The sequence below is a fragment of the Sphingomonas sp. LM7 genome (genome assembly GCF_002002925.1).
In the GTDB taxonomy this organism is placed as follows: Bacteria; Pseudomonadota; Alphaproteobacteria; order Sphingomonadales; family Sphingomonadaceae; genus Sphingomonas.
Map to the genome: position 1 here is coordinate 2,419,767 of NZ_CP019511.1, position 12,667 is coordinate 2,432,433.

The window sequence follows — 12,667 nt, forward strand, 5'->3', positions numbered from 1 at the left end:
AGCGCCGACAAGCCAACTCGTCATTCCCGCACACGCAGGAATGGCGTAGGAACGCCCCACGGCGCAATGCAGCGCCCAAATTCGAGAGAGAAGTGGAAATGTCCGAAGAGTTCTACCGCATGAAGCGGCTGCCGCCTTACGTCATCGCCGAGGTAAACGGCATGCGGGCAGCGGCGCGGGCGGCGGGCGAGGACATCATCGATCTCGGCATGGGCAATCCCGATCTGCCGCCGCCGGCGCACGTCATCGAAAAGTTGTGCGAAGTGGCGTCGAAGCCCGACGCGCACGGCTATTCGCAGTCCAAGGGCATCCCCGGCCTGCGGCGCGCCCAGGCGAACTATTACGGCCGCCGCTTCGGCGTCGAAGTCGATCCCGAGACCGAAGTCGTCGTGACGATGGGCTCGAAGGAAGGGCTTGCGAGCCTCGCCACCGCGATCACCGCGCCCGGCGACGTGGTCCTCGCGCCGAACCCGTCCTACCCGATTCACACCTTCGGCTTCATAATCGCCGGGGCCACGATCCGCGCCGTGCCGACCACGCCCGACGAGCATTATTTCGAGAGTCTCGAGCGCGCGATGAACTTTACCGTGCCGCGCCCGTCGATCCTAGTCGTCAATTACCCATCGAACCCGACCGCCGAGACCGTCGATCTCGCATTCTACGAGCGGCTGGTCGCGTGGGCGAAGGAGAACCAGGTCTGGATCATCTCCGACCTCGCTTATTCCGAGCTCTATTATGACGGGAAGCCGACTGTCTCGATCCTCCAGGTCAAGGGCGCCAAGGACGTCGCGATCGAGTTCACTTCGCTCAGCAAGACCTATTCGATGGCCGGCTGGCGGATCGGCTTCGCGGTCGGCAACAAGCATCTGATCGCCGCGATGACGCGGGTGAAGTCGTACCTCGACTATGGCGCGTTCACGCCCGTCCAGGCCGCCGCGTGCGCCGCGCTCAACGGCCCGCAGGACATCGTCGAGAAGAACCGCCAGCTCTATCACAAGCGCCGCGACGTGCTGGTCGAAAGTTTCGGCCGCGCCGGCTGGGACATTCCCTCACCCGCAGCATCGATGTTCGCCTGGGCGCCGCTGCCGCCGGCGCTCGCCCATCTCGGCAGCCTCGAATTCTCGAAGCAATTACTCAGCCACGCCAAGGTCGCAGTCGCGCCCGGCGTCGGCTATGGCGAGAATGGCGAGGGCTTCGTCCGCATCGCGATGGTCGAGAACGAGCAGCGCCTGCGTCAGGCGGCGCGCAACGTGCGGAAGTATCTGCAGTCGATGGGCGTCAATACACCAAGCGCAAAGGCAGGCTAAACACTCCCACCCTCACCCCGGCCTTGTGCCGGGGTCCACCATGTCACGCCGCGGCTGGAACATGCGCGACAGTGCGGCCCTGGTGTGACCCCTGGCTTCGCAAACTGCGCAGTCCTGCTGCGACAGCCATGGCCTCGACCGGCCCGGGCTTCCGAGCCGGACTCTAAGCCAGTTCGCGGCCGAGCAATTCGTTCACGTCGAGCCCGAGCAGCGCGATGTGATCGCGCACCCGCGGCCAATGCCCCTTCAGGAAGCGCTCGCGCTCGGCGACGCGCAGCCGCTCGACCGCGCCCGGCAGCACGAACATCCCGACGCCGCGGCGGACCTCGACGTAATCATCGTCCTGGAAGCTCTGATAGGCCTTGGCGACGGTCAGCGGATTGGCGCCATGCTCGGCGGCCAGCGCACGTACAGAGGGGAGCTGGTCCCCCGCGCGATATTCGCCGCGCAGGATCGCCGCGGCGATGGTGGCGCGAAGCTTGAGATAAACGGGTGAGTCGTCGTGCTCGAGCGCTGTCATGCTGACTTAATACACCAATTAGCGATCCGGTCCATACCCCGGATTCCATTCGTGTACGATTTCGGACAGTTGGCCTCGCGGCCGCTCCTCCAGATCGCGTCCCGGCGTACCGATGAATATGAACCCCGCGATCCGCTGCGGCGCCTTGCCGAACAGGTCGCGTACCGCCTCCGAATAGGCCGCCCAGCCGGTCAGCCAGCTGCCGACTAACCCATGCGCATGCGCCGCGTGGAGCAGATTCATGCACGCCGCCCCCGCCGAGAGTTCCTGTTCCCACAGCGCGATCTTGTGCGGGATCACCGGCGCCGAGAGCACTACCACCAAAGTCGGAGCCTGCATGACGAACTGCGCCGCGGCCTCATCGTCTCGCGCGGTGCAATCGGTCTTTTCGGCGCGCTGGATCTCGACGAGTCGGAGCGCCAGCGCCGGCCGCGCTTCGTCGGGCACGATCACGAACCGCCAGGGCGCCAGCTTGCCGTGATCGGGGGTTCGCGCCGCGGTCGCCACCATCTCGCGCAGTTGCTCGGGGCTCGGCCCCGGCGCGACCATATCGCGCGGCTTGCCCGATCGGCGGGTGCGGAGAAGGGCGAGCGGCGAAGAAGTGTCGTTGAACATGCCCGCCATCTAGGGTGGCCGGGCGCGGCCGCCAATATCGCTCCTGTCGCGGGGCGATCGATATTGCGCCCGCCATGCGCACGCGGACGCAACAAAATACGTGCTGCTTTACACCCGCGCCTTTCGCTCTAGTTTGACCGCCCATGCGCCGGGCAAGCCCCGGAAACCGATAGTTTAAAGGCAAAAATCCCGCATGGTCGAAACCCCCACCGCCGACAGTCCGGCAGAACCAGATATCAGCCACGTCAATCCCGCCGCGGAGAAGACTTGGTTCGGTCACCCCCGCCAGCTCGCGCGGATGTTCACTACCGAGATGTGGGAGCGCTTCGGCTTCTACGGCATGCGGGCGCTGCTGACGCTCTACCTCACGCAGCATTTCATGTTCGGCGACCGCCAGGCGACCGGCATCTATGGCGGGTTCACCGCGCTCGTCTATCTGACCCCGCTGATCGGCGGCTATCTCGCCGACCAGTTCCTCGGTTCGAAGCGCGCAGTGAAGTTCGGCGCGATCGTGATGTCGCTCGGCTATCTCATCCTGTGCTTCGGCGGCCCGACCGCGCAGCCGCATGCCAAGATCGACGGCCAGCGCTACGAAGTTTCGATCGAGAAATCAGCCGAGCGCGAAGTCCGCTACGTCGTCGACGGCGCCCGCAAGCTAGAGATCAAGGGCAATGACGACGGTTCGGTCGATCTGCTGGAAAACGGCGCGTCGGTGCGCAAGGTTGCCAAGGGCAGCTTCGAATCCGACGCAGACCGCAGCCCCTTCTACGTGATGGTGATGCTGATCGGCCTGTCGATGGTCTCGACGGGCAACGGCTTCTTCAAGCCCAATATCTCGACGATGGTCGGCGAACTGTACGAAGTCGGCGACCGGCGGCGCGATGCCGGCTTCACCATCTTCTACATGGGCATCAACATCGGATCGTTCTTCTCGCAGATTCTCTGCCCGCTGCTCGCAGTGGTGCTCGGCTGGTGGGCCGGCTTCGGCCTCGCCGCGATCGGCATGATGGTTTCCTGGGCGCTGATCCAGTTCAACGGCAATTCGCTGGCCGGCTATGGGGAGCCGCCCGCCCGGCCCGAAGTCGAGCGCCAGCAATGGTTTATCTATGCCGGCGCGCTGCTGATCGTCCCGGTCTTCTACTTCCTCTACGTCAACCTGATGAACTCGGTCGAGCCGGCGCCCGGATCGGGGATCATCGGCTACATCGCGTCGCTGCCGCTGATGGGCAAGTTCCTGTTCGGCACTTTCCTGCTCTCGGTCCCCGGCATCCTGATCTGGTCGTTCGTTGCGGGGAACCGCCAGGAATTCCAGATGATGCTCGCGGCGATGACGCTGATCGTGTTCAACGTCGTGTTCTGGACCCTGTTCGAGCAGGCCGGCTCTTCGCTGACCCTGTTCGCCGACCGCAATACCGATCTGTCGGTGTTCGGGCTGTTCAGCATCACTGCGCCGCAGACTCAATTCTTCAACGCCGCCTTCATCATCCTGCTCGCCCCGTTCATGTCGATCCTGTGGACCTCGCTGGCCAAGCGCGGGCTCGAGCCGTCGATCCCGGTAAAGTTCGGCATCGCGCTGATCGGCGTCGCGGGCGGCTTCCTGCTGCTCGTCTGGGGCGCCAGCTTCGCCGATGCGGGGTTCCAGGTCGGGATCTGGTGGCTAGCCGGGCTCTATTTCGTCCACAGCTTCGCCGAATTATGCATCTCGCCGGTGGGCCTCAGCATGATCACCAAGCTGTCGATCGCGCGCGTGGTCGGGCTGATGATGGGCGTGTGGTTCCTGTCGATCTCGGTGGCGCAGTTCTTCGCCGGAATGATCGCGCAGGCAGCCAGCGTCGATACGGTCGGCGGACAGGTGACCAACCTCAAGGTCAGCCTGAACACCTATCTCGATATGTTCACGCTGGTCTCCTGGTGGGCGATCGGGCTCGGCGTCCTGCTGCTGCTGCTCAGCTGGCCGCTCAAGAAGTGGATGCACGGCGTCAAATAAGCCCCGCCGGCGCCGGATACGAAAAGGGGGAGCGTCGCCGCTCCCCCTTTTTCATTTCAAGAGCCGGGAAGGCTCAGCGCGCAGCGTTGCGGCGGTGCGCGAGATAGAGCGAGATCAGCGAGAACATCGGACACCCTTTATGATACCTGTGCTGCAATGCAGCATAGGCGGCATTTCGGGTCGAAGCCGGATTATCGCAAATGTGATTTGTCCGGGTGCCGAATGCACAAAATGCAATCGCTGCTTTTCATTCCGACGTAAATCGCCCCGGCATTGCTGCCGGGGTGATCCAGTTCAGCGTAATGCGGCGCTTACCAGATATGCACGCGCTGCGCGGGCGGCAGATACAGCGCGTCGCCCGGCTTGACGTCGAACGCCTTGTACCAGGCATCGACATTGCGGACGATGCCGTTGACCCGGAACATCGCCGGCGAGTGCGGATCGGTGAGCAGCTGCTGGCGCTGCGCCCCTTCGCGCACCTTGGTCTGCCACGCCTGGGCGTAGGACAGGAAAAAGCGCTGGTCGCCGGTCAGCCCGCCGATCACCTTCGCCTTGCCATGCTTGGCCTGGTATTTCTGATACGCAGCATAGGCCGCCTCGACGCCGCCGAGATCGCCGATATTCTCGCCGAGCGTCAGCGCACCGTTGACCTTGGTCCCCGGGATCGGCTCATAGCCGTTATACTGCGCGGCAAGCGCCGCGGTACGCTCCTTGAAGCCGGTCTTGGCGGTATCGCTCCACCAATTCTCGAACTTGCCGGTCGGGCCGAACATGCTGCCCTGATCGTCGAAGCCATGCCCCATTTCATGGCCGATGATCGCGCCGATCGCGCCGTAGTTCACCGCCGGATCGGCATTGGGATCGAAATAGGGCGGCTGCAGGATCGCGGCCGGGAAAGTGATCTGGTTCGCCAGCGGGTTGTAATAGGCGTTCACCGTCTGCGGCGTCATGCCCCAGAGCGAGCGATCCACCGGCTTGGGGAAACGCTGGAGCTCGAGCTGATGCTCGAACTCTGCCGAGCGCATCGCATTGCCGAGCGGATCCCCGCGCTCGACCTTGAACGCGGCGTAATCGATGTATTTCTCGGGATGCCCGATGCGCGGCTCGAACGCCGCCAGCTTGGCGAGCGCCGCCTTGCGCGTGGCGTCGTCCATCCAGGTCGATCCAGTGATCCGCTCCTGATAGGCGGCCCGCAGATTCTCGATCAGCTCGCCCATCTGCTTCGCCGCCGCCGGTGGATAATGTTTGGCGACATAGATCGCGCCGACCGCTTCGCCGAGCGCGCCGTTGGTGAGCTGCACGCCGCGCTTCCAGCGGTCGCGCTGGACCTGCACGCCGTTCAGTGTCTTCGAATAAAAGTCGAAGCGCGCATCGTCGAACGCCTTTGGCAGGAACTGCGCGTGATCGCTGACGAAGCGATACGCCAGATAATCCTTCCAGCCCTGGAGCGGCGTCGCGACGAAGATCTTGCCCATCGCCGCGATCGCGGTGTTCTGGGTCATCAGCACTGTCGGTGATGAATCGAGTCCGGCGGTCTTGAGCAGCAGCGCCCAGTCGAACTCGGGCGCCTTGGCTTTCAGGCCCGCCACCGTCTGCGGATCGTTGAGCTTGGCGATGTCGCGGCTCTGCTCGGGCGACCATTGCTGCTTAGCCATCGCGGTTTCCAGCGCGACGATCGCATCGGCCTTGACGCTGGCATCGGGGATGCCGGCCAGTTCCTGGATCTTCTGGACATAGGCGCGATACGCGGTGCGGAACGCGACGTACTTCTCGCCGTCGAGCAGGTAATAATCGCGCGGCATGCCCAGATCGCCCTGCCCGGCGACGGCGGTATAGCGCGTCGGATCGGCAAGGTCGGGGATCACGCCAAGGCCGATCGGCGCTGCATAGCCGGTGCTGGCGAACAGCACCTGTAGGCCCGTGAGATCGTTCACTGCGGCGATCCGGCCGAGATAGGGCTTGAGCGGCGCAATCCCGCGCGCCTCGATCCCCGCCTCGTCCATCCAGCTCGCATAGAAGTCGCCGACCTGACGGCCGGTCGCGCCATAGGCGGCGGGGTTCTTCGCCATGTCGTCGAGGATCGCGCGGACATTCGCCTCGGCCTCGATCGAAAGCTTGGTGCCGAAGCCCGCGGAGGCGCGGTCGGCAGCGATCTCGGTACGCTCGGCCCAGCCGCCATTGGCGAAGGTCCAGAAATCGTCGCCCGGCTTCACCCCGGTCTTTTGCGAGGCAAGGTCGATGCCGAACGCGCCGTAGCGCGCGCCGGCCGGAGTCGGTGCGGTCTGGGTAAAGCCCGGCGCGGCGAGCGTCAGCAAGCCGGCCCCTGCCAGCAGCAGGATGCGATTCTTGGTCATGTCAGAGGCCCCTTCGGATCTGGTGTGTTATGTTACCATATCGCCGGCCAAGGCCCGACACAATCGAGATTATCCCACCCGATTGGCGACCAGATCCTCGACCACGGCGGGATCGGCGAGCGTGCTGGTATCGCCGAGCGACGATACATCCCCCTCGGCGATCTTGCGCAAAATCCGCCGCATGATCTTGCCCGAGCGCGTCTTGGGCAGCCCCGGCGCGAACTGGAGCGCGTCGGGCGTCGCAATCGGCCCGATCTCAGTCCGCACCCAATCGCGCAGCTCCTTTCGCAGCGTGTCGTCCGCCACGATATGCGCGTTGAGCGTGACATAGGCGTAGATGCCCTGCCCCTTGATGTCGTGCGGCATCCCGACCACCGCCGCCTCGGCGACCTTGGGATGGAGCACCAGCGCGCTCTCGACTTCGGCAGTGCCCATCCGGTGCCCCGAGACGTTGATCACGTCGTCCACGCGGCCGGTGATCCAGTAGTAGCCGTCTTCGTCGCGGCGGCAGCCGTCGCCGGTGAAATACTTGCCCTCGTACGTCGTGAAATAGGTCTGGAAGAAGCGCTCGTGATCGCCCCAGACGGTGCGCATCTGCCCCGGCCAGCTCCTGGCGATCACCAGGTTTCCCTCGGTCGCGCCGTGCAGCACCTTGCCTTCGGTATCGACGATCTGCGGATCGACACCCGGCAGCGGCAAGGTCGCCGATCCCGGCTTAAGCGCGGTCGCGCCGGGCAGCGGCGTGATCATCTGCCCGCCGGTCTCGGTCTGCCACCAGGTATCGACGATCGGGCAGCGCCCCTCGCCGACCACGTCATGATACCAGCGCCACGCCTCCGGGTTGATCGGCTCGCCGACCGTCCCGAGCAGCTTGAGCGACGTGCGTGAGGTCCTGGCGACGAATGCATCGCCCTCGCGCATCAGCGCACGCAGCGCAGTCGGCGCGGTGTAGAGGATCTCGACCTGATGACGGTCCACCACCTGCCAGATCCGCGAAGCGTCAGGCCAGTTGGGCACGCCTTCGTACATCAGCGTCGTCGCGCCGTTCGCAAGGGGGCCATAGACGATATAGCTGTGCCCAGTGACCCAGCCGATGTCCGCCGCGCACCAATAAACCTGCCCCGGCCGGTAATCGAACACCAGCTCGTGCGTGTAGCTAGCCCAGAGCAGATAGCCCGCGCTCGAATGGAGCACGCCCTTGGGCTTGCCGGTGGAGCCCGAGGTGTAGAGTATGAAGAGGGGATCCTCGGCGCCCATCGGCTCTGCCGGGCAGTCCGCCGACACCGAATCCGCCGCTTCGTGATACCAGACGTCACGGCCCGGCTGCATTTCGACTGCGCCGCCGGTGGCCTGCACCACGATGACCTTCTCCAGGCAGCGCACATGCGCCGCCGCCGCGTCGACATTGGCCTTCAACGGCACGCGCTTGCCGCCGCGCCGGCCTTCGTCGGCGGTGATCACCACGCTCGAATCGCAATCGGTGATCCGCCCGGCCAGCGCCTCGGGCGAGAAGCCGCCGAATACCACCGAATGGATTGCCCCGATCCGCGCACAGGCAAGCAGCGCGAATGCCGCCTCGGGAATCATCGGCATGTAGAGCGTGACGCGGTCGCCCTTCCGCACGCCCTGCGCCTTGAGCACATTGGCGAAGCGGCAGACTTCCGCGTGGAGCTGGCGATAGGTGTAGCGCCGCGGCTCTTCGCTTGGCTCGTCGGGCTCCCACAGGATCGCGATCGCGTCGCCGCGGGTGGCGAGGTGGCGATCGACGCAGTTGGCCGCGACGTTGAGCTTGCCGTCGGCAAACCAGCGGATGTGGAAATCCTCTTCGTCGAACGACCAGTCGCCCGCCATCTCCGGGCGCTTGATCCAGTCGAGCCGCTTCGCCTGCTCCAGCCAGAAGCTCCCCGGATCGGCGATGCTGCGCCCGTACAGCTTCTCATATCCGGCGGCATCGACCCGCGCGCGCCGCGCCCAGTCTTCGGATACGGGGTACAGGCTGTCGCTCATTATCGATCCGCTCCCGGCATATTTGCTCGTGCCCCCTTGTCCCCAACCGCGCCGCGCACGCAACCCGCAGAATCCGTTACGAACCCGCTCCGAGCCGTAGTTTTTCTAGGGCTGCGACAATCTGCGACATAATTTCGGTGGAACCGAACGGGCGTACCGACCATCTAGGCCAGCATGGTCAGACGCTCCATCGCCTTGACGCTCGTCCTTGCATTGCCGCTCGCCGCCTGTGCGGCGGGCCCGGACTATCGCCCGCGCACCGCCCCCGAGCTCGGCGTTCCCGACCGCTATTCGGTCCCTGCCGACCGGCGCGCGCGTGAGGATCTCACGCGCTGGTGGGACAAGTTCGACGATCCGCAGCTCGGCTCGCTGGTCCAGCGCGCGCAGGCCGCCAATCTCGATATCGCCCAGGCCGTCACGCGACTGCGCCAGGCACGCGAATCGCTGGTTCAGCAGCGTGCATCACTGTTCCCCAGCGTCAGTGCGTCGGGCGGCGCATCGCGCACCGATTCGCTGCGCGGCGGCACGACCACCACCACCCTGCCCGACGGCACCGTCACGTCCTTCTCGCAGGGCGGCCGCACCAGCTTCTCGCTCGGCGCCGACGCCAGCTACCAGCTCGACTTGTTCGGCGGGGTGCGCCGCGGCATCGAATCGGCGCGTGCCAGCTATGAGTCCGCCGGCTTCGATTATGCGACCGTGCTGATCTCGATCGAGGCGGAAACTGCGCGCAACTACGTCCTCGCCCGCGTCGCGCAGACTCAGCTGGCCAATGCCCGCAATTCGCTCGCGCTTCAGGAAGACAATCTCCAGATTGCCCAATGGCGCGTCCAGGCCGGGCTCGTCTCGACGATCGATCAGGAACAGGCCCGCGCCCAGCGCGCGCAGACCGCGGCCACGATCCCCAGCCTCGAAGCGAATTACAACGGCTTCGTCTCGCGCTTAGGCGTGCTGACCGGCCAGGCGCCCGGCGCGCTTAAGTCCGAACTCGAGGCCGTCAAGCCGATCCCGCGCGGCCCTGCGCAGGTCGCCGCCGGCATTCCCGCCGAAGCGCTGCGCCAGCGCCCCGACATTCGCGTCGCCGAGCGTAACCTCGCCGCCGCCACTGCGCGGATCGGCGTTGCCGAGGCGCAGCTCTATCCGTCGCTGTCGATCGGCGGCAGCATCAATGGCGGCAGCAGTGCGCTCGATTCGATCTTCGACGTGATCACCGGGCGCCTGTTCGCCAACATCGCCCAGACGATCTTCGACGCGGGCCGCACCCGCAGCCAGGTCCGTTCTGCGCAGGCGGCAGCCGACGGCGCGTTCCTGTCGTACAAGCAGACCGTGCTCACGGGACTTGAGGACATTGAGAATGCGATCGTCGCGCTGGAAGCGGCGCAGCGGCGCGAGGCCGAGTTCCGCATCGCGCTTGAGGCGTCGGACAACCAGGCGATCCTCGCCCGGATGCAATATCGTTCGGGGCTTACAGACTTCACGACGCTCAATCAGGCCGAAACCGCGCTGCTTTCCGCGCGAAACGGGCTGGTGAACGCGCAATCCGATCAATCGACCGCTCTCATCCAGCTCTATCTGTCGCTCGGCGGCGGCTGGGACAGCAACGTCACTCCCACGGCCCCGACAGGGCCCTTATCGACCACAGGCGGCACCGCGGATGGCAACTGATCCCAACAAGAATCTCGACGACTTCCTCGGCACGCCGGCGCGGCCATGGTGGCGCCGCTGGCTGAAGTGGATCGTGATCGGTCTGGTCGTGGTGCTTCTCGGGTTGCTGCTATCGCGTTGCTTCGGGGGCACTGCCGCCACCGAATATTCCACCGAGGAAATCGAGCGCGGCAACCTCACCGTCAGCGTCTCGGCAACGGGCAAGCTCGCCCCGACCAACCAGGTGCAGGTCGGTTCGGAGCTTTCGGGCCTGGTCGAAACCGTTTCCGTCGATGTCAACGATCGCGTCGTGAAGGGCCAGCCGCTCGCGGTGCTCGACGTCTCGCAGCTCGACGACGAGATCACCCAGGGCCGCGCCCAGCTCAACGCGCAACAGGCCCAGGTCCTGCAAGCACAGGCTACCGTCGCCGAATCGCGCGCGCAGCTCGGCCGGCTCGAGGAAGTCAGCCGCCTGTCGGGCGGGCGCGTCCCCGCCAAGGTCGAGATGGAGCAGGCGCGCGCAGCAGTCCAGCGCGCCAACGCCGCGCTGGCCGCCGCGCAAGCCAACGTCGTCGCGGCGCGCGCGGGCCTCTCGTCGAACGAGACCCGGCGCTACAAGGCAGTCATCCGGTCGCCGGTGAACGGCGTGGTGCTCGCCCGCCAGATCGACGCCGGCCAGACCGTCGCCGCCTCGTTCAACACGCCCACGCTGTTCGTGATCGCCGAAGATCTGTCGGCGATGGAGCTGCAGGTCGCGATCGACGAAGCCGATGTCGGCTCGGTCAAGGACGGGCAGCTTGCCAGCTTCACTGTCGATGCCTTCCCCGGCAAGACCTTCCCGGCGACGATCACCCGCGTCGATCTCGGCTCGAACCTCTCGGCCCAGTCGGCGACGACGACCAGCACGACCACCACGTCGTCGCAGGTCGTTTCCTATGCCGCCACGCTCAGCGTCGCCAATGCCGACCAGCAGCTGCGCCCCGGCATGACCGCGACCGCCGAGATCGTCACCAAGGCCAAGCCCAACATCCTGCTCGTCCCCAACGCCGCACTTCGCTTCAAGCCGAGCGACGGCGCGCCCGCCGCGAGCAGCAGCCAGGGTGGCATCACCGGCGCGCTCGCCCCGCCGCGCGGACGCCGCGGCAACCAGGCACAGAAATCGGCGCCGATCAGCCGTGGCACCGGCCAGACCGTCTACATCCTCGGCGCGGACAACCTGCCCCAGCCGGTCCAGGTCACGATCGGCGACACCAACGGCACCGTCACCGAGATCACCGGCGGCGAACTCAAGCCCGGCATGAAGGTGATCACCGGCCAGCTCGCCAGCGGCAGCACCGGCGAGCGCCGCCAGGGCAGCGGCCAGCGGCGCCAGGGTTCGGGCGGCCAGAGCGGTGCGGGAGGCCAGCGTGGCGCCCAGTGACTCGACGATCATCGAGCTGCGCGGCGTCAGCAAGGTTTATGGCGAGGGCCCGACGGCGTTCCAGGCGCTGAAGGGCATCGACCTCGACATCGAAGCCGGCGATTTCGTCGCAGTGATGGGCCCCTCGGGCTCGGGCAAGTCGACGACGATGAACATCCTGGGCTGCCTCGACGTGCCGAGCGGCGGCGAATTCCGCTTCAAGGGCGTGCATGTCGAACGCCTCGACCGCGACGAGCGCGCGCTGCTCCGCCGGAAGTATCTCGGCTTCGTGTTCCAAGGCTTCAACCTGCTGGCACGCACCTCGGCACTGGAGAATGTCGAGCTGCCTTTGCTCTATCGCGGCGACGCGAAGAAGGCGCGGCGCGAGGCGGCGATGGCCGCGCTCGACAAGGTCGGGCTCAAGGAATGGTGGGACCATACCCCCGCCGAGCTTTCGGGCGGCCAGCAGCAGCGCGTCGCGATCGCCCGCGCGATCGTCACCAATCCCGCAGTGCTTCTCGCCGACGAGCCCACCGGCAACCTCGACAGCGAACGCTCGATCGAGATCATGCGGCTGCTCACCGACCTCAACCAGACCAGCGGCATCACCGTGCTGATGGTCACCCACGAACCCGACATGGCCGCCTTCGCCCGCACGATCATCCACTTCAAGGACGGACTGGTCGAACGGATCGAAAAGCATGCGCGGGAGGTGGCGGCGTGAGCGCTAGACTTCTCAAGCCCCTCCCGTTCAGGAGAGGGGTTGGGGGTGGGGCCTGGCCGTCTCACCGAGACCTTTCGCCTGCCGCACTGCCCGCCCCCTCCAAAGAAGGG

The 12,667-nt window shown here is 65.8% G+C and carries 9 protein-coding genes; 5 read left to right on the top strand and 4 right to left on the bottom strand.

Annotated elements, in window-relative coordinates; translation table 11 throughout:
- The first annotated feature begins 98 nt into the window (after positions 1–98).
- Positions 99–1,307: an LL-diaminopimelate aminotransferase gene (locus BXU08_RS11030; protein ID WP_077510104.1), complete on the top strand. Its 1,209-nt coding sequence runs from the start codon at positions 99–101 to the stop codon at positions 1,305–1,307.
- A gap of 163 nt (positions 1,308–1,470) precedes the next feature.
- Here the strand turns inward: BXU08_RS11030 and BXU08_RS11035 are convergent, their stop codons facing one another.
- Both BXU08_RS11035 and BXU08_RS11040 read right to left on the bottom strand, forming a co-directional pair.
- Positions 1,471–1,827, bottom strand: a complete 357-nt coding sequence (locus BXU08_RS11035; protein ID WP_077510105.1) for a GntR family transcriptional regulator — start codon at positions 1,825–1,827, stop codon at positions 1,471–1,473.
- Between the two features lie 18 nt (positions 1,828–1,845).
- Positions 1,846–2,442 carry a nitroreductase gene (locus BXU08_RS11040; RefSeq protein ID WP_077512295.1) on the bottom strand — a complete coding sequence of 199 codons (597 nt, stop codon included), beginning with the start codon at positions 2,440–2,442 and terminating at the stop codon, positions 1,846–1,848.
- 193 nt (positions 2,443–2,635) lie between these two features.
- On the opposite strand from BXU08_RS11040, the gene BXU08_RS11045 reads away from it, so the two are divergent.
- The gene (locus tag BXU08_RS11045) at positions 2,636–4,429 is read left to right on the top strand and encodes a peptide MFS transporter (protein ID WP_077510106.1); all 1,794 of its coding nucleotides are present in this window, start codon (positions 2,636–2,638) and stop codon (positions 4,427–4,429) included.
- 311 nt (positions 4,430–4,740) lie between these two features.
- Here the strand turns inward: BXU08_RS11045 and BXU08_RS11050 are convergent, their stop codons facing one another.
- Together BXU08_RS11050 and acs are read right to left on the bottom strand one after the other, a co-directional pair.
- On the bottom strand, positions 4,741–6,783 hold the full coding sequence (locus tag BXU08_RS11050) for a M13 family metallopeptidase (RefSeq protein WP_077510107.1): 2,043 nt from the start codon (positions 6,781–6,783) through the stop codon (positions 4,741–4,743).
- Between the two features lie 69 nt (positions 6,784–6,852).
- Entirely contained in the window at positions 6,853–8,790 is a 1,938-nt protein-coding gene (acs, locus tag BXU08_RS11055; RefSeq protein ID WP_077510108.1) for an acetate--CoA ligase, read from the bottom strand.
- Between the two features lie 174 nt (positions 8,791–8,964).
- Between acs and BXU08_RS11060 the strand changes: the two genes are divergently transcribed.
- Genes BXU08_RS11060 through BXU08_RS11070 form a run of 3 tightly spaced genes read left to right on the top strand, consistent with a single transcriptional unit; the run spans position 8,965 to position 12,557 of the window.
- A complete protein-coding gene (locus BXU08_RS11060) occupies positions 8,965–10,455 on the top strand; it encodes an efflux transporter outer membrane subunit (protein ID WP_077510109.1) in 1,491 nt (496 codons plus the stop codon).
- On the top strand, positions 10,445–11,854 hold the full coding sequence (locus BXU08_RS11065) for an efflux RND transporter periplasmic adaptor subunit (RefSeq protein WP_077510110.1): 1,410 nt from the start codon (positions 10,445–10,447) through the stop codon (positions 11,852–11,854). The genes BXU08_RS11060 and BXU08_RS11065 overlap by 11 nt, the downstream gene beginning before the upstream one ends.
- Positions 11,826–12,557, top strand: a complete 732-nt coding sequence (locus BXU08_RS11070) for an ABC transporter ATP-binding protein (RefSeq protein ID WP_376787758.1) — start codon at positions 11,826–11,828, stop codon at positions 12,555–12,557. The genes BXU08_RS11065 and BXU08_RS11070 overlap by 29 nt, the downstream gene beginning before the upstream one ends.
- Positions 12,558–12,667 lie beyond the last annotated feature (110 nt).